This window comes from Methylomonas sp. Kb3 (assembly GCF_002834115.1).
Classification (GTDB): domain Bacteria; phylum Pseudomonadota; class Gammaproteobacteria; order Methylococcales; family Methylomonadaceae; genus Methylomonas; species Methylomonas defluvii.
This window is the reverse complement of record NZ_PIZT01000002.1, coordinates 1-18392: the sequence shown is the minus strand read 5'-3', so window position 1 is coordinate 18392 and position 18392 is coordinate 1. Positions and strand designations below refer to the sequence as shown.

Genomic DNA, 18392 nt, shown 5'->3' with positions numbered 1-18392 from the left:
CTCAGCAGAGGATTCATGCTAACATAGGCGTTTTAAATTTAGAGCTTTGACTATGGCAAAAGAAGATCAGATTGAAATGGATGGCAAGGTTATCGATACCCTGCCCAACACTATGTTTCGCGTCGAATTGGAAAATGGTCACATCGTTACCGCCCACATCTCCGGCAAAATGCGCAAACACTACATCCGCATCCTGACTGGCGATAAAGTCCGCGTAGAAATGACACCTTACGACTTGACCAAAGGCCGCATTACTTTCCGCAATCGCTAACCCGTCTTTCGGGAAAGCGATTGCTTCCCTCGCTTTATACTACTTGATTCAATTCCGAAACGATTAGTTGTTTGCTCTCGATCGCAAAAGCCAACGCATCGTTCTCGACATGCACTCGCACGTGACCGCCATTCGCTAAACGACCGAACAATAAATCTTCTGCCAGCGGTTTTTTGATCTTTTCCTGAATCAATCGCGCCATTGGCCGCGCACCCATTTTTGGATCGCAACCATGTTCGGCCAGCCACGCTCTCGCCGCAGGTTCTAAAGTCAATGTGACATTTTTGTCCGCCAATATGGCTTCCAGCTCGAAAATAAACTTATCGACCACACTGCCCACCACCGCCAAATCCAGCGGTTTGAATTGCACAATTGCGTCCAGACGATTTCTAAATTCCGGCGAAAACCCTCGCTCGATCACTTTCATACTATCGGAAGCATGATTTTGCTGGGTAAAGCCGATAGATGCCCGGCTGCTTTCTTCCGCGCCGGCATTGGTCGTCATGATCAAAATGATATTTCTAAAATCCGCTTTGCGACCGTTGTTGTCGGTCAATGTGCCGTGATCCATCACCTGTAGTAACAGGTTGAACACATCCGGGTGCGCTTTTTCCAGCTCATCCAGCAACAACACGGCATGGGGATGTTTGGTCACCGCTTCGGTCAGCAATCCGCCCTGATCGAACCCGACATACCCCGGAGGCGCGCCGATCAAGCGTGATACAGTATGCCGCTCCATGTACTCAGACATATCGAAGCGAATCAACTCTATGCCCAATACTTTGGCTAGCTGCCGAGTCACTTCGGTTTTACCGACACCAGTAGGACCGGCAAACAGGAACGAACCGATCGTTTTAGTGGTATCGCGCAAACCCGCTCGCGATAGCTTAATTGCCGACGCCAGCTCTGAAATGGCTTCGTCTTGGCCAAACACCAGCATCTTCAGGTTTTTTTCCAAGCTCGACAATTTATCAATGTCGTTTGACGATACCGATTGTGCCGGAACCCTGGCAATTTTGGCGACGATTTCTTCTATCTCGGCAGTATCGATCAGATCCTTGCGATCAATACCGGCAAACAACCGCTGCCTGGCCCCGGCTTCGTCGATCACATCAATGGCTTTGTCGGGCAAATGTCTGTCTGTGATATAACGCGCTGATAATTCCACCGCCAGTCGCAATGCTTCTTGGGTGTATTTCAGGCCATGATGCTCTTCAAAGCGCGACTTCAAGCCCTTCAAGATTAATACAGTATCTTCTATTGATGGCTCTATCACATCGATTTTCTGGAAGCGCCGCGCCAGAGCGTGGTCTTTTTCGAAAATACCCCGATATTCTTGATAAGTAGTGGACCCAATACAACGCAATTGTCCGGATGCCAACACCGGTTTGATCAAGTTAGAGGCATCCATCACCCCACCGGAAGCGGAACCCGCACCAATAATGGTATGAATTTCGTCAATAAATAAAATCGAGTCCGGTTCTTTTTTTAGTTGGCTAATTAAAGCCTTGAGTCGTTTTTCAAAGTCACCGCGATACTTGGTACCGGCCACCAGTGCGCCCATATCTAGCGAATAAATCACACTATTCAACAAAATATCCGGCACTTGTTCTTCAACAATTCGTTTCGCCAAACCTTCGGCTATAGCGGTTTTACCGACACCAGCCTCCCCTACCAATAGCGGATTATTTTTGCGGCGGCGGCAAAGCACCTGAATGGTTCTTTCCACTTCCAGCTCGCGGCCGATTAAAGGATCGATGTTGCCTTTCAGGGCTTCTTCGTTCAAGTTGGTTGCGTATTTTTCCAATGGGCTGGACAAAGCTTCATTGCTGCCGCGCTCGGATTCCGGCTCTTCGTTATTTTCTTTTCTGAACTGCTCGATTTTGGAAACCCCGTGCGCCAGATAATTGACCACATCCAAACGGGTAATGTCTTGTTTGTTCAACAGATAAACCGCGTGCGAATCCTGCTCACTGAACAAGGCGACAAATAAGTTCGCGCCGGTGACTTCTTTTTTGTCGGAAGCCTGGACATGAAATACGGCGCGCTGTAAAACGCGCTGGAAACCCAAAGTGGGTTGCGTTTCGCGCTGTATGCCTTCCGGAATCAAGGAAATGGTTTCATCTATAAACCGGGTTAGTTCGGCCCGCAGTGCATTAACATTGCAGCCGCAAGCGATCAAAATCGGTATCGTCGTGACATTGTCCAACAAGGCTAGCAATAAATGCTCGACCGTGATGAATTCGTGTCTTTTGGCATGAGCTCCGGTAAAAGCAGCATTCAATGTCACTTCAAGTTCTTTACTTAGCATGGTTAGCCCTCACGCCTCTTCCATCGTGCACATCAGCGGGTGATGGTGCTCACGGGAATATTCATTAACAATATGTACTTTGGTTTCAGCTACGTCTTTGGTATAGGTACCGCAAACCCCGACACCCTGTGTATGCACTTGCAACATCACCTGCGTTGCTTTCTCTTGGCTCATGTTAAAAAAATCAGTCAATATCTCGACGACAAAATCCATCGGCGTAAAGTCGTCATTAAGCAACATAACCTTATACAGTGGCGGTCTTTTCAGCTGCGGTTTGGCTTCTTGCAGCGCGGTGTTACCGTCACCATCTTTCAAGGGTTCAAAATCTGACATAATCTTTGGTGCTGTGAATCATTGTGGTCTTAAAAATAGCGTCTTAAACATTAAATTTCAATCTTTAGGCACATAAAAAACATTTCTAGTAAAATGCGCGCCTTTTACCGTTTTCTATCAATATCATGGTTTGGAAACCTCACGTCACCGTCGCCGCCGTGATCGAAAAAGACGGTCGCTTTCTGCTGGTTGAGGAGACAACGGCACGAGGCCTTGCGTTCAATCAGCCCGCTGGTCATTTGGAAGAAGGTGAAGATTTAATCAGTGCCGTCAAACGCGAAGTTTGCGAGGAAACAGCTTGGCAATTTGAACCGGAGGCTTTAATCGCCACACAGTTATGGCGCAGAAATCCGCATATGCCCAGCTTTGTTCGCTTCTGTTTTTCCGGCACAGTCAACAACCACAATCCAGAACAAGCTCTCGACGACGGCATTATCGACACTCACTGGTTAAGCCGCAATGAAATTTACGCAAAACGCCAGCAATTGCGCAGCCCTTTGGTATTGACCACTGTGGACGAATACCTGAAAGGTCACCGCTTTCCGCTTAGCATCTTACAGTCTTTTATCGATTTAGAATGAGCAAACACATCATCGTCGGCATGTCCGGCGGCGTCGATTCTTCCGTTACCGCTCTAGCCCTGCAAGAACAAGGCCACAAAGTCACGGGCTTGTTCATGAAAAACTGGGAGGAAGACGACGGCACCGAATATTGCACGGCGATGCAAGACTTAGCCGACGCACAGCAAGTTTGCGACAAACTTGGCATAAAACTAAAAACCGTCAACTTCGCCGCCGAATATTGGGACGAGGTATTTGAAGTGTTTTTGTCAGAGTTTAAGGCCGGCCGCACCCCCAATCCCGACATACTTTGTAACAAACACGTCAAATTCAAAGCTTTTTTGGATTACGCCATTGAAGACTTGGGCGCCCAATATATTGCCACCGGCCACTATGCCCGCGTTCGCGAACAAGACGGCGAATTCCAGCTATTAAAAGGCCTGGATCCCAACAAAGAGCAAAGCTATTTTCTCTATGCGATGGGACAAAAAGCCTTGTCTCGTACCCTGTTTCCAATAGGCCACCTGCACAAGCCGGAAATCCGCGCAATGGCCGACAGAGCCGGCTTTGCCAACAGCCGGAAGAAAGATAGCACCGGCATTTGCTTCATCGGCGAACGCAAATTCAAGGAATTTCTGCAACGCTATTTGCCGCACCAACCTGGTGAAATGCGCACTCCGGAAGGGCAATATATCGGCAAGCATCATGGCTTGATGTATTACACCCTGGGCCAACGCCAGGGCTTGGGCATTGGCGGCGTCAAGGACGCGCCTGACGAACCCTGGTTCGTGTTGGACAAAGACCTGGATAACAACGTGCTGATCGTCGGCCAAGGGCATGAACATCCGCTGATGCTGCATAACACCCTGGAAGCAGGTCAACTGGATTGGTGCTGCAGCCGGCCTTTGACTGAAACCATTCGTTGCGCCGCCAAGACCCGCTACCGCCAGCCTGACCAGGAATGCATAGTCGAACCAACCGACGGCGGCAGCCGCGTCAAAGTCCGCTTCGACGAACAACAACGAGCGATTACGCCGGGACAGTCGGTGGTGTTTTATAAGGGCGAAGTTTGTTTGGGTGGCGGGATAATTGAGTCGAAATATAATCAAACATAAGGATTAACAATGCTAACCAATTTACGCATTAAAAATTTCCGCATGTTAGAGGATTTGGAAATCCCAAAGCTTGGCCGCGTGAATTTAATTGTAGGAAAAAATAATAGTGGCAAGAGCTCTATTCTTGAGGCACTGCGCATCTATGCTGGGGACGCAAATCTTGAGCTACTCAGCGCAATACTGAATGAACATGACGAATCATATAGTTTAGATCGCACATCTCTTGACGGTAGTATAAAAAATTGGCTAGGGCTAAAAAACCTCTTTCCTAATCGAAAGTTCCCTTCAAGTGAAAATATCAATATATCTTTATCATCCAATGAAAAAAATCTTCTAAAAATTGAGTATATCTTTTATTATTTTAAAGATGAATCAGATATTGATGAAGACGGGCAGCCATTTTCCACTCGCCGAAGAGTTATCGTAAAACCTGACTTGTCAAATGTTAAAGATTCAGCTTTATTATATCCGGCAATTCGCATAACCTTAGAATCAGGTAAAAATACAATTCAGGAATTAGAGGAAACCAAAAATCAGTTTTCTACATTTTGGCTCCTGAATTCTAAACTTTATTCATTTGGATTAAGTTATGTTCCGTCAGATTTTTTATCATCAGAACAACTATCTACTCTCTGGGATGAAATAACACTAAGCCCATACGAGAATATTGTCATAAAAGCTTTAAAGTTGATTGATGATCGTATTGAAAAACTTGCATTCATCGAATCTCATCAAAACAACAGCCGTTTTGCGATCGTTAAAACCAAAGATGTTGAAAATAGAATCCCTCTCAGCAGCATGGGCGACGGCATGTCGCGCATATTACAGCTGATATTATCTGTATTTCCTGCAAAAGATGGCATTTTATTAATTGACGAGTTTGAAAACGGCTTGCACTACAGTGTTCAAGAAGAAGTCTGGCGTATCATTTTTCAACTTGCAAAAGAATTAAATATACAAGTATTTGCAACGACCCATAGCTGGGATTGTATCGAGAGTTTTACCAAAACGGCAATTGAAAGCCCTGGCGATGGCATTTTGCTGAAAGTATCCAGAAGCAAACTCACCAGCGATAATGGAAAGATCATTACCACTGTTTACGATGAAGCCGAGTTACAAACCATAACTGCATCAGAACTTGAGATTAGATAATGTCTAAAAAGATATTGTTAGTTGAAGGTAATGATGATCGAGCCTTTTTCAAAGCATTCTGCAAGAAACTGGGACTTATTGATGTCGAAGTACCCGAAATAACTATCGTCACTCCGAAGGACAGGGGCTCACAACGAAACGGCTGGACCAACCTGATTGACCATTTACCAACAGAAATTAAACGCTTACGTAGCGGTGATATTGATAAGTTAGCCATTGTAATAGATGCTGACTTTGAGCTAGACAACAATGGTGGAGTTACTTCAAGACGAGATTTGGTCACCAAGAAAATAAACGACTTTTTACAAAAACAAAATTACGGCCTCTACGAAATATCGGATCAGCCTAATTACAAAACAGGCGATATTTTCAAGCACACAAACGGCTTACCTGATATTGGCTTATGGATCATGCCCGATCATCAAAATGACGGAATGATTGAAAATTTTGTCGAGCAAATGATTTCAGCCAGCGCCGAACAACAATCGCTATTAGCTCACGCAAACTTCTCAATAAATAACTTACCGACCAAGCTATTTAAAGACATTCATTTGTCGAAAGCCAGAATCTATACATGGCGAGCTTGGCAAAAAGAGCCTGGCATAAGATTGCCGGATGCGTTGTCCGAAAACCTATTAACTATCGAAGCCGCTGCTAATTTCAGCAACTGGTTAGTCTCGGTTTTTAAATAATTATCCAAATATTTTCTAAGGAAATAGCTTTATGACACTCACCGCCATCTCCCCCATCGACGGCCGCTACGCCGGCAAAGTCGACGCCTTGCGCCCCATTTTCAGCGAATACGGCTTGATCCGTTACCGGGTCGAGGTAGAAGTGCGCTGGCTGCAAGCACTGGCCGCCGAAGCCAAAATTGCCGAAGTGCCAGCCTTATCCGCCGAAGCGACCACCGTGCTGAATAACATCGTCAGCGATTTTTCCGAAGCCGACGCCCAAGCGGTCAAGGACATCGAGAAAACCACCAACCACGACGTCAAGGCAGTCGAGTATTTCCTGAAGAAAAAGATCGAAGGCAACGCGGAACTGCAGGCCATCAATGAGTTTTTCCACTTCGCCTGCACCTCGGAAGACATCAATAATCTGTCTTATGCGCTGATGCTGAAGGAAGGCCGCGGCCTGATGCTGGCGGAAGTCGATGCGACGATAGACGCGATCAAGCAATTGGCACTGAATAGCGCCGAACAACCGATGCTGTCGCGTACCCACGGCCAGTCGGCGACACCGACCACGGTTGGCAAGGAATTCGCCAATGTCGTCGCCCGCATGCAACGCCAGCGCCAACAACTGGCGAACGTCGAACTGCTGGGCAAAATCAACGGCGCGGTCGGCAATTACAACGCACACAGCGTCGCCTATCCGGATGTGGATTGGGCTGCTTTTGCGCAAAACTTTGTCGAGTCGCTGGGCCTGACTTTCAACCCATACACTATCCAGATCGAGCCGCACGATTACATGGCCGAGTTTTTTCACGCCCTGTCCCGTTTCAACACTATTCTGCTGGACTTCGACCGCGACGTCTGGGGCTATATTTCGCTGGGTTATTTCAAGCAAAAAACCGTGGCCGGCGAAGTCGGCTCCTCGACCATGCCGCACAAGGTCAACCCGATCGACTTCGAAAACTCCGAAGGCAATCTGGGATTGGCGAATGCGATTTTTGGCTTCCTGGCCGACAAACTGCCGGTCTCGCGCTGGCAGCGCGATTTGACCGATTCCACAGTTTTGCGCAACATCGGCGTCGGCATCGCCCACACCAGCATCGCCATACAATCGACCTTGAAAGGTATTTCCAAATTGGAAATCAATCCGGCGTTACTCGATCAAGACCTGGACCAAAACTGGGAAGTGTTGGCCGAGCCCATCCAAACCGTGATGCGCCGCTACGGTATCGAAAAGCCTTACGAAAAATTGAAAGAGCTGACCCGCGGCAATCGCGTCACCGGCGACGGCATGCGTGCCTTCGTCGAGAAGCTGGAAATTCCTACGGAAGCCAAGGCCGAGTTGCTGAAACTCACGCCGCACAGCTACACCGGCTACGCGGCAGATTTGGCCAAGAAAATCGGCTAATCACGGGACCGGTTGTTGCTGAACTTCATCTGGATATTCTTCTTCCTGACCGCCTTCGCCACCGCCGCCTTCAAGCTGCTGGTGCTGGGCGATACCCAGGTGTTTTCCGAGTTGATGAATGCGATGTTCAGCCTATCCAAGACCGCGTTCGAGATTTCGCTGGGGCTTAGCGGCGTGCTGGCCTTGTGGCTGGGCATCATGAAAGTCGGCGAGCATAGCGGTTTCATCGATCTATTGACCAAGGCACTGAATCCTCTATTCAGCCGGTTGATGCCGGAGATTCCCAAAGGTCATCCGGCGCAGGGGGCAATGGTGATGAACATCGCCGCCAATATGTTGGGGCTGGACAATGCCGCGACGCCGATGGGCATCAAGGCCATGCAGGAAATGCAAACCTTGAATCCGCATCCCGAGCGGGCCAGCGATGCGCAGATTTTATTTCTAGTGATCAACACCTCCTCGGTGACGCTGTTTCCGGTAACGATCTTCGCTTACCGGGCTCAACTGGGTGCCGCCAATCCGACCGACGTGTTCATTCCGATATTGATCGCCACCTATATGTCGACGCTGACCGGCCTGCTGGCCGTCGCCGCCGTGCAGAAGATCAATTTGCTGGACAAGGTGGTGATGGCTTATCTGGGCGGCATCACCATCTTGGTCGGCGGCATACTGGCTTATTTCGCGGGCTTGGATCAGGCAGAAATGCTCAAGCAATCGGCTCTGGTCAGCCATGTGATTTTGTTCGGCTTGGTGGTGTCGTTCATCGCCGCCGCTGCCTACAAAGGTCTGAACGCCTACGAATTGTTCGTCGAAGGCGCCAAGCACGGTTTCCAGACCGCGATCACCATCATTCCTTATCTGGTGGCGATGCTGGTGGCTTTCGGAGTGTGCCGGGCCAGCGGCGCGTTGGAATTGATTACCGACGGTGTAAGGCTATTGGTCAATGCTGCCGGCATCGACAACCGTTTCATCGACGGCCTGCCGACTGCACTGATGAAACCGTTCAGCGGCAGCGGCGCGCGGGCGATGATGATAGACACCATGCAGACCCACGGTGCCGATTCCTTTGCCGGCCGGCTGGCATCGGTGGTGCAAGGCAGCACCGAGACCACCTTTTATGTGTTGGCGGTGTATTTCGGTGCGGTGAACATCAAGCAGATTCGCCATGCTGCCGCCTGCGGCATCGTTGCAGACCTTGGCGGCATCGTGACCGCGATTTTGGTGACTTATTGGTTTTTTGGTTAATTATTTTGATTGTCGGCGTATGACGCTACGCTTATGCACCCTACATTTTGTTTTATATTTACATGCAGATACATTTAAAAACCCTCGGCTGCCGTCTCAACGAAGCGGAACTGGAAACCTGGGCACAAGCCTTTCAGGCTAGAGGCCACGACATCACCCGTAACTTGAGCGACGCGCAATTGGTGATCATCAATTCCTGCGCGGTGACTCAGGACGCCGTGAAAAAATCCAAGCAAATGATACGCCGCATTCACCGTGATAATCCGCAAGCCAAGCTGGTGGTCAGCGGCTGTTACGCGACACTGAACGAGGAAGAAGCCGCGCAATTGATGGGCGTGGACTTGATAGTCGGCAACCAGGACAAAAACCAGCTGGTGGAGAAAACCCTGGCCGAACTGAATTTGGATAGCATGCCGACGATGTCGACCGAACCCGGCGAAGTGTCGCTGTTCAGCCGTGGCCGCCAGCGCGCCTTCGTCAAGGTACAGGACGGCTGCCGCTACCGCTGCACCTTCTGCATCGTTACCGTTGCTCGCGGCGAGGAAAGCAGCCGGCCGATTCAAGCAGTCATTGACGAGATCAACGCGCTGCACGCTCAAGGCATCAACGAAGCCATCATCACCGGTGTGCATTTGGGCGGTTACGGCAGTGACATCAACAGTAATTTGGTCGAATTGGTTAGCGAAATCCTGGCTAAGACGGAGATTCCACGCCTGCGCATGGGTTCTCTGGAACCTTGGGAATTGCCGGATGGTTTCTTCGAGTTGTTCAAAAATTCAAGACTGATGCCACATCTGCATTTGCCCTTGCAGAGCGGCAGTGACAGCGTACTACGGCGCATGGCCAGGCGCTGTAAAACGGAGGAATTCGGCCAGATTGTTAAACTGGCCCGAGCGACGATTCCGCATTTCAATATCACTACCGACATCATCGTCGGCTTTCCGGGCGAAACCGAACTGGAATGGCAGGAAAGTTTTGATTACATCAAAAGCCTGGGTTTTGGTCATATTCACATTTTCAGCTATTCGCCTCGGGAAGGCACCAAAGCCGCGGGTTTGCCGGATCAAGTCGATCAGAACACAAAGAAACTGCGCAGCAAGCAATTGCATGAATTAGCCGACACAATGAAGCATAACTTCATTGCCGAAAACCTCGGCGAACAGGCCAACATTTTATGGGAAGGGCAAAAAGAAGCTCAGCAAGATGGCGTGGTCCGCCATTTCGGCTACACACCGAACTATCTAAGGGTAGCCTGCGATGTGGCACCCGACCTCATTCTGGAAAATAGGATAATGTCGGGAGTACTGATAGAAGCGAAACCGGATTTCGTGCTCGTCCGCTTGGATTGAAGCAATAAAAAAGCCGCAAAGCTATTTGCTTTACGGCCTTTTACATAAGAGTAGAACAGTTTAAATCAATACGGATTCGGATCGAGCGGTCCACGCCCACCGCCCTGCATTTCGTCGAATTTCAACACATCTTCGTCTGGAACCTTGCCATCGTGAACCAGATAATTACGTCTGGAAAGATAGGCATTTTTAAAAAACTCGTAACGATCCAGTGCCGCCTCGGTAGCGACTTTTTCCATACCCAGCAGATCTGAGCGCGCGTCGATGACTTTCAATGCACCAGGACCAATCGAAACCGCCGCGCCAATCCAATTTGGATTTATGTAGATACCGGCATAAGTAAACGGATTCATCGCGGCATCGCCAACCAACCCGAACACGCCACGTGGCGAACTGGGTCCGAAAAACGGCAGGACCAAGTAAGGGCCGGTAGGTATTCCCCAATAGCCTAAGGTTTGATCAAAATCTTCATTATGCTTCGGCAAATCGATCATCGTCCCAACATCGATAAGCCCGGCGACACCGATGGTGGTGTTCACCAAGAAACGCGCGCCGTCCTGACCCGATTGCAGGAGTTTTCCTTGCAAAACATCGTTGGTACAAACACCTATGTCATCGACATTGCTGAAAAAATTAGTAACCGCTTGGTCCGCAAAATCGGGCATCACCCAATCGTAGCCTTTGGCAACCGGTTTCATGACATAATCGTCCACGCCGTCATTAAATGATTGCACGCCTCTGTTCCAGCCCTCCCAAGGATCTTTAGGATCGACACCGCGGGTCGTGGCACAACCGTTTAATACGGTCAGTAACCCTAAGATAACCCAACCTTTTTTCCGATCTTGCATAACTTCACCTCACCAATTGAATATTGTTTATACCTATCCAAAACTCACGTAACATAACGCACAACCGACTTTTTTTGCCCATCAAACTCAATGGAAATAAACCTAAATCCGTTAGGCAACCGTTTCAGAGGTTACCTTCCTGTTATTGTCGATATAGAGACCGCCGGCTTTAATTCAAAAAAAAATCCACTATTGGAAATCGCCGCCGTAATAGTCGAACCAGACACTGATGGATGGCTGCATGTCACCGAAAAACATCACTGCAATATCATTCCTTTCAAAAACTCAGAGCTGGATGACGCAGCGCTCAAATTTACCGGTATCGATCCATACCATCCTTTCCGCATGGCTATAGAAGAGAAGGATGCGCTTAACAAGCTGTTTACCCCTATCAAAGCCGCTGTAAAACGTAACGAATGCAAGCGAGCCATTTTGGTTGGACACAACCCAGCTTTCGATATCAATTTTTTGAACGCCGCTATTGAACGAACCAACTACAAACGAAGCCCGTTTCATCCATTCAGTAGTTTCGATACCGCCACACTCGGAGGGCTAATGTACGGCCAAACAGTTTTAGCAAAAATTGCTCAAGCTGCCGGAATTGTCTGGGATAACGAAAAAGCACATTCAGCGCTTTACGACGCCGAACAAACTGCCGAGTTGTTTTGTATGATTATCAACCGCTGGAAAAAATTAAGCGAGTACGAAGCGACGTAAATGTAGCCAATTAGCGACTTAGAACACATTGCACCCAAACATATTGGCGAGAATGGCAGAAAGTCCATCGCAATACACGGTCGAATAGGCACGCTGCTGCTTAATTAATATACCTTTTTCGACTAAAGCTTGGAGCCAACGCTTGCCAGCAAATTATTAAGCTCACCTTTATTAAACAGATCGATGACGATGTCGCAGCCGCCGATTAATTCGCCGTTGATATACAGTTGGGGATAGGTAGGCCAGTGCGAGTATTCTTTTAAGGCTTCACGCACTTCAGGGTCTTCGAAGATATTGATGTGGGCATAATCCGCATTGCAAGCCTGCAAGACTTGCACCACCCGGCTGGAAAATCCACACTGGGGAAAATCTGGCGTGCCTTTCATGTATAAGACCACAGGATGGCTGGCTAATTGGGCTTGGATTCTGTCTATTGCACTCATGCGTTTTCTCGTTAAACATTGATGAGAGGGGATTCTAACAACCCCGTCCGCAAAAGAGAAGGGAGCAACAGTAGGGGTGATTTGGGGTCAAAAAAAAAGCCCCGCTAGGCTAGCGGGGCTTTTGGTTTAAGAGCTTGGCGATGACCTACTTTCACATGGCAACCTGCCACACTATCATCGGCGCTAAGCGGTTTCACTTCCGAGTTCGGGATGGGATCGGGTGGTTCACGCTTGCTATGTTCACCAAGCAAACTGGTTTGGCTGCTTTTAGTCAGCCTTCATAAACAGGTTATAAGCTTTTGCTTTTAGGAAAAACCTTTGGGTGATGCGTTCGCATTTAACTTAGGTTGTTCCCGGTCCTGTTTTTCATGGAAATCTGTATTGAGCTTATCGTTCTCAGTTGGTTATCAGCTTGTCATCTGACCTGACCCAAACGCATTGGGTGTTATATGGTCAAGCCTCACGGGCAATTAGTACACGTTAGCTACGCCCATTACTGGACTTCCACACCGTGCCTATCAACGTCGTAGTCTCCGACGGCCCTTCAGGGGACTTAAAGTCCCAGTGAGATCTCATCTTGGGAGGGGCTTCCCGCTTAGATGCTTTCAGCGGTTATCCTGTCCGAACGTGGCTACCCGGCAATGCCATTGGCATGACAACCGGAACACCAGAGGTTCGTCCACTTCGGTCCTCTCGTACTAGAAGCAGCTTCCCTCAAATCTCAAACGCCCACGGCAGATAGGGACCGAACTGTCTCACGACGTTCTGAACCCAGCTCGCGTACCACTTTAAATGGCGAACAGCCATACCCTTGGGACCTGCTTCAGCCCCAGGATGTGATGAGCCGACATCGAGGTGCCAAACACCGCCGTCGATATGAACTCTTGGGCGGTATCAGCCTGTTATCCCCGGCGTACCTTTTATCCGTTGAGCGATGGCCCTTCCATACAGAACCACCGGATCACTAAGACCTACTTTCGTACCTGCTCGACTTGTCCGTCTCGCAGTCAAGCACCCTTATGCCTTTGCACTCATAGACTGATTTCCGACCAGGCTGAGGGTACCTTCGTGCTCCTCCGTTACTCTTTAGGAGGAGACCGCCCCAGTCAAACTACCCACCAGACACTGTCCCTAATCCAGATAATGGATCGAGGTTAGAACTCCAAACATACCAGGGTGGTATTTCAAGGTTGGCTCCACGAGAACTGGCGTTCCCGCTTCAAAGCCTCCCACCTATCCTACACAAGTAGGTTCAAAGTCCAGTGTCAAGCTATAGTAAAGGTGCACGGGGTCTTTCCGTCTAGCTGCGGGTACACTGCATCTTCACAGCGATTTCAATTTCACTGAGTCCCAGGTGGAGACAGTGTGGCCATCGTTACGCCATTCGTGCAGGTCGGAACTTACCCGACAAGGAATTTCGCTACCTGAGGACCGGTATAGTTACGGCCGCCGTTTACTGGGGCTTCGATCAAGAGCTTCTCCGAAGATAACCCCATCAATTAACCTTCCAGCACCGGGCAGGCGTCACACCCTATACGTCCACTTTCGTGTTTGCAGAGTGCTATGTTTTTGCTAAACAGTCGCAGCCACCGATTTTTTGCAACCCCCTTCCGCTCCAGTCGCGAGGACCTTCACGTAATGAGGGCATACCTTCTCCCGAAGTTACGGTATCATTTTGCCTAGTTCCTTCACCTGGGTTCTCTCAAGCGCCTTAGAATTTTCATCCCACCCACCTGTGTCGGTTTAGGGTACGGCCACTAGTAACCTGAAGCTTAGAGGTTTTTCCTGGAAGCAGGGCATCTATCACTTCGCTGTTCTTTCGAACCGCTCGTCATCACGTCTCGGCATAGAGCACCCCGGATTTGCCTAAGATGCATGCCTACCTGCTTAAACGGCCACTTCCAACCGACCGCTGATATAGCCTTCTCCGTCACCCCATCGCAGTTACTACTGGTACAGGAATATTAACCTGTTTTCCATCGACTACGCTTTTCAGCCTCGCCTTAGGTGCCGACTAACCCTGCGTCGATTAACGTTGCGCAGGAAACCTTGGGTTTTCGGCGCGGGGGTTTTTCACCCCCTTTATCGTTACTTATGTCAGCATTCGCACTTCCGATACCTCCAGCCGACTTCTCAATCGACCTTCGCAGGCGTACGGAACGCTCCTCTACCACTCACACTTACGTGTAAATCCGTAGCTTCGGTACTATGCTTAGCCCCGGTAAATCTTCCGCGCAGACCGACTCGACCAGTGAGCTATTACGCTTTCTTTAAAGGATGGCTGCTTCTAAGCCAACCTCCTGGCTGTCTGTGCCTTTCCACATCGTTTCCCACTGAGCATAGATTTGGGGACCTTCGCTGACGGTCTGGGCTGTTTCCCTTTTCACGACGGACCTTATCACCCGCCGTGTGTCTCCCGTGCTGGCACTTGCTGGTATTCGGAGTTTGCATCGGGTTGGTAAGTCGGGATGACCCCCTAGCCGAAACAGTGCTCTACCCCCAGCAGTGATACACGAGGCGCTACCTAAATAGCTTTCGAGGAGAACCAGCTATCTCCGAGCTTGATTAGCCTTTCACTCCGATCCACAGCTCATCCCCGTCTTTTTCAACAGACGTGGGTTCGGCCCTCCAGTTAGTATTACCCAACCTTCAGCCTGGCCATGGATAGATCGCCCGGTTTCGGGTCTACACCTTGCGACTAAACGCCCTATTAAGACTCGCTTTCGCTACGCCTCCCCTATTCGGTTAAGCTTGCCACAAAATGTAAGTCGCTGACCCATTATACAAAAGGTACGCAGTCACCCCACGAAGGGGCTCCCACTGCTTGTACGCATACGGTTTCAGGTTCTATTTCACTCCGCTCTCCGCGGTTCTTTTCGCCTTTCCCTCACGGTACTAGTTCACTATCGGTCAGTAAGGAGTATTTAGCCTTGGAGGATGGTCCCCCCATATTCAGTCAAAGTTTCACGTGCTCCGACCTACTCGATTTCACTAGAAAAAGGTTTTCGTGTACGGGGCTATCACCCTGTATCGCCGGACTTTCCAGACCGTTCCACTAACCTTATCCTAGCTTAAGGGCTAGTCCCCGTTCGCTCGCCACTACTTAGGGAATCTCGGTTGATTTCTTTTCCTCCGGGTACTTAGATGTTTCAGTTCTCCGGGTTCGCTTCAGTGAGCTATGTATTCACTCAAAGATGACGCGCTTATGCGCGCCGGGTTTCCCCATTCGGACATCTCTGGATCACAGCCGGTTTGCAGGCTCCCCAAAGCTTTTCGCATGCTACAACGTCCTTCATCGCCTCTTACTGCCTAGGCATTCACCGTATGCGCTTATTCACTTGACCATATAACCCGAATACGTCTGTACTTTGGTTATACTGTCAGCTGACATTTTCGCTGATTTTTTCTGCTTGAGAACGACATGCCGTTTGCTTTCAGCCTTTCTCTTTCGAGACTGACGTTATTCAAACCGCAACTCGTTTTAGTGTTGATCATTGCTGATCATTACTATAGTTACAGATTTCCATATTGTTAAAGAGCTATCGGTACGAATACCAATGCTATAAAGTCTTTATCTGTTGCCGCCGATAAAACCCTATAGCGTTGATGTTCATCCACTATTTTTCTTACGTTTGACGAACTGGTTGACCCTCAGCGTTCAGCATGATGGTGGAGCCAGGGAGGATCGAACTCCCGACCTCCTGCGTGCAAGGCAGGCGCTCTCCCAGCTGAGCTATGGCCCCTAAAGCAGACTAAAGCCAAGACTCAAGCCGAAACGTGACTAAGCACAGCGCCAGTTATTCTAACCAGGCGTGTGGTCTGATTGTGTTTCGCCTTATTGCTTTCGCCTTTTATGCGTTGGTGGGTCTGGGAGGAGTTGAACCTCCGACCTCACCCTTATCAGGGGTGCGCTCTAACCAACTGAGCTACAGACCCAGGTGCGTCTTTCAATCGAAATAATTTGTTGTGAGTACGTGTAACGGTGTGCCGTCTTTGTAAGGAGGTGATCCAGCCCCAGGTTCCCCTAGGGCTACCTTGTTACGACTTCACCCCAGTCATGAATCACAAAGTGGTAAGCGCCCTCCCGAAGGTTAAACTACCTACTTCTTTTGCAACCCACTCCCATGGTGTGACGGGCGGTGTGTACAAGGCCCGGGAACGTATTCACCGCGGCATTCTGATCCGCGATTACTAGCGATTCCGACTTCACGCAGTCGAGTTGCAGACTGCGATCCGGACTGGGACCGGCTTTTTGGGATTCGCTTACTCTCGCGAGTTCGCAGCCCTCTGTACCGGCCATTGTAGCACGTGTGTAGCCCTACCCATAAGGGCCATGATGACTTGACGTCGTCCCCACCTTCCTCCGGTTTATCACCGGCAGTCTCCCTAGAGTTCCCGGCATGACCCGCTGGCAACTAAGGATAAGGGGTGCGCTCGTTACGGGACTTAACCCAACATTTCACAACACGAGCTGACGACAGCCATGCAGCACCTGTCTCAGAGTTCCCGAAGGCACTCCGCTATCTCTAACAGATTCTCTGGATGTCAAGGGTAGGTAAGGTTCTTCGCGTTGCATCGAATTAAACCACATGCTCCACCGCTTGTGCGGGCCCCCGTCAATTCATTTGAGTTTTAGCCTTGCGGCCGTACTCCCCAGGCGGTCAACTTAATACGTTAGCTCCACTACTAAGTTCTTTAAGAACCCAACAGTTAGTTGACATCGTTTACGGCGTGGACTACCAGGGTATCTAATCCTGTTTGCTACCCACGCTTTCGTACCTCAGCGTCAGTTTTAGTCCAGGGAGCCGCCTTCGCCACTGGTGTTCCTTCAGATCTCTACGCATTTCACCGCTACACCTGAAATTCCACTCCCCTCTACTAAACTCTAGTTGCCCAGTATCAAATGCAGTTCCCAGGTTAAGCCCAGGGCTTTCACATCTGACTTAAACAACCGCCTACGCACGCTTTACGCCCAGTAATTCCGATTAACGCTTGCACCCTCCGTATTACCGCGGCTGCTGGCACGGAGTTAGCCGGTGCTTCTTGTATAGGTAATGTCAGTCTACCGGGTATTAACCGATAGGTATTCCTTCCTATTGAAAGTGCTTTACAACCCTCAGGCCTTCTTCACACACGCGGTATTGCTGGATCAGGCTTTCGCCCATTGTCCAATATTCCCCACTGCTGCCTCCCGTAGGAGTCTGGGCCGTGTCTCAGTCCCAGTGTGGCTGATCATCCTCTCAGACCAGCTACGGATCGTCGCCTTGGTAGGCCTTTACCCCACCAACTAGCTAATCCGACATAGGCTCATCTATTAGCGCCAGGCCCGAAGGTCCCCAGCTTTCCCCCGTAGGGCGTATGCGGTATTAGCGTGAGTTTCCCCACGTTGTCCCCCACTAATAGGCAGATTCCTATGCATTACTCACCCGTCCGCCACTCGTCAGCGCCCGAAGGCCTGCTACCGTTCGACTTGCATGTGTTAAGCATACCGCCAGCGTTCAATCTGAGCCATGATCAAACTCTTCAGTTTAATTTTAACTTGTCACTAAATAAGATTAGTGACCAATCTTGGCTCGACTACAGAACATCTTTTCTTGCGAATTGACGTGGTTTCTGTGTCGACTATTTCTAACGGCACATAGTCGCTACACATACCCACACAAATTATTTCGATTTCGTTTGTTAAAGAGCCAGAGCATTTCGCCCTGTTGAGCCGACATATTCTACAGCGTTTTCAGTGTTTGTCAAATTTATTTTTAAGCCATTTCAAAAACCGAAACCAAAAAAACAAACCCGCCAATCAACAACCTCAAACCCGCCGAACCAAGTCGACCGCTTCACCGCTAAAACTTAAAAGCCAGAGCAGTGAAGAGCCGCTCATTCTAATCACCCATCATCCTCGCGTCAAGAACTTTTTTATTCAACAGCCTTCAACCCTTGCGCGAGCGCGGATGTGCTTGATCATA

General features: G+C 49.4%; 13 protein-coding genes, 2 tRNA genes and 3 rRNA genes. 9 read left to right on the top strand and 9 right to left on the bottom strand.

The annotated features are described in order from the left end of the window. The first annotated feature begins 52 nt into the window (after positions 1-52). Positions 53-271, top strand: a complete 219-nt coding sequence (infA, locus tag CWO84_RS00940; RefSeq protein ID WP_013819653.1) for a translation initiation factor IF-1 — start codon at positions 53-55, stop codon at positions 269-271. A 34-nt stretch (positions 272-305) separates the two neighbouring features. Here infA and clpA read toward each other — a convergent pair whose 3' ends face one another. Continuing rightward, positions 306-2582 (bottom strand): ATP-dependent Clp protease ATP-binding subunit ClpA, encoded by a 2277-nt coding sequence (gene clpA, locus CWO84_RS00935; RefSeq protein WP_033157262.1) that lies wholly within the window; start codon positions 2580-2582, stop codon positions 306-308. A 9-nt stretch (positions 2583-2591) separates the two neighbouring features. Then, complete coding sequence (clpS, locus tag CWO84_RS00930) at positions 2592-2915, bottom strand: ATP-dependent Clp protease adapter ClpS (protein WP_020482550.1); 324 nt, start codon at positions 2913-2915, stop codon at positions 2592-2594. A gap of 125 nt (positions 2916-3040) precedes the next feature. Here clpS and CWO84_RS00925 point away from each other — a divergent pair, with 125 nt between their 5' ends. The 7 genes from CWO84_RS00925 to mtaB all read left to right on the top strand — a co-directional run bounded on the left by CWO84_RS00925 (position 3041) and on the right by mtaB (position 10418). Continuing rightward, complete coding sequence (locus CWO84_RS00925) at positions 3041-3496, top strand: NUDIX hydrolase (RefSeq protein ID WP_033157261.1); 456 nt, start codon at positions 3041-3043, stop codon at positions 3494-3496. Then, entirely contained in the window at positions 3493-4590 is a 1098-nt protein-coding gene (mnmA, locus tag CWO84_RS00920) for a tRNA 2-thiouridine(34) synthase MnmA (RefSeq protein ID WP_101051513.1), read from the top strand. The genes CWO84_RS00925 and mnmA overlap by 4 nt, the downstream gene beginning before the upstream one ends. Positions 4591-4599: 9 nt before the next feature. Beyond that, entirely contained in the window at positions 4600-5742 is a 1143-nt protein-coding gene (locus tag CWO84_RS00915) for an ATP-binding protein (RefSeq protein ID WP_101051512.1), read from the top strand. Next, positions 5742-6434 carry a DUF3226 domain-containing protein gene (locus CWO84_RS00910; RefSeq protein WP_101051511.1) on the top strand — a complete coding sequence of 231 codons (693 nt, stop codon included), beginning with the start codon at positions 5742-5744 and terminating at the stop codon, positions 6432-6434. Before CWO84_RS00915 ends, CWO84_RS00910 begins: the two co-directional genes overlap by 1 nt. A gap of 31 nt (positions 6435-6465) precedes the next feature. Then, complete coding sequence (purB, locus tag CWO84_RS00905; RefSeq protein ID WP_101051510.1) at positions 6466-7824, top strand: adenylosuccinate lyase; 1359 nt, start codon at positions 6466-6468, stop codon at positions 7822-7824. 15 nt (positions 7825-7839) lie between these two features. Continuing rightward, a complete protein-coding gene (locus CWO84_RS00900) occupies positions 7840-9069 on the top strand; it encodes a spore maturation protein (RefSeq protein WP_033157458.1) in 1230 nt (409 codons plus the stop codon). Between the two features lie 62 nt (positions 9070-9131). After that, complete coding sequence (gene mtaB, locus CWO84_RS00895; RefSeq protein ID WP_101051628.1) at positions 9132-10418, top strand: tRNA (N(6)-L-threonylcarbamoyladenosine(37)-C(2))-methylthiotransferase MtaB; 1287 nt, start codon at positions 9132-9134, stop codon at positions 10416-10418. Positions 10419-10483: 65 nt separating this feature from the next. On the opposite strand, the gene CWO84_RS00890 is transcribed toward mtaB, so the two are convergent. Then, the gene (locus CWO84_RS00890) at positions 10484-11266 is read right to left on the bottom strand and encodes a VacJ family lipoprotein (protein ID WP_033157256.1); all 783 of its coding nucleotides are present in this window, start codon (positions 11264-11266) and stop codon (positions 10484-10486) included. 90 nt (positions 11267-11356) lie between these two features. Between CWO84_RS00890 and rnt the strand changes: the two genes are divergently transcribed. Then, positions 11357-11983: a ribonuclease T gene (gene rnt, locus CWO84_RS00885; RefSeq protein ID WP_101051509.1), complete on the top strand. Its 627-nt coding sequence runs from the start codon at positions 11357-11359 to the stop codon at positions 11981-11983. 122 nt (positions 11984-12105) lie between these two features. Here the strand turns inward: rnt and grxD are convergent, their stop codons facing one another. The 6 genes from grxD to CWO84_RS00855 all read right to left on the bottom strand — a co-directional run bounded on the left by grxD (position 12106) and on the right by CWO84_RS00855 (position 17956). Next, positions 12106-12426, bottom strand: coding sequence for a Grx4 family monothiol glutaredoxin (grxD, locus tag CWO84_RS00880; protein ID WP_033157254.1), 321 nt, complete (start codon positions 12424-12426; stop codon positions 12106-12108). 132 nt (positions 12427-12558) lie between these two features. After that, a 5S ribosomal RNA gene (gene rrf, locus CWO84_RS00875) occupies positions 12559-12674 on the bottom strand. Positions 12675-12875: 201 nt separating this feature from the next. Next, positions 12876-15770: ribosomal RNA gene (locus tag CWO84_RS00870) — 23S ribosomal RNA — on the bottom strand. A gap of 323 nt (positions 15771-16093) precedes the next feature. Beyond that, positions 16094-16169 (bottom strand) — tRNA-Ala (locus CWO84_RS00865). Positions 16170-16285: 116 nt separating this feature from the next. Continuing rightward, positions 16286-16362, bottom strand: a tRNA-Ile gene (locus CWO84_RS00860). 60 nt (positions 16363-16422) lie between these two features. Continuing rightward, positions 16423-17956, bottom strand: a 16S ribosomal RNA gene (locus CWO84_RS00855). Together the 16S, 23S and 5S rRNA genes with 2 tRNA genes alongside form the textbook arrangement of a ribosomal RNA operon. Between the last annotated feature and the right edge of the window lie 436 nt (positions 17957-18392).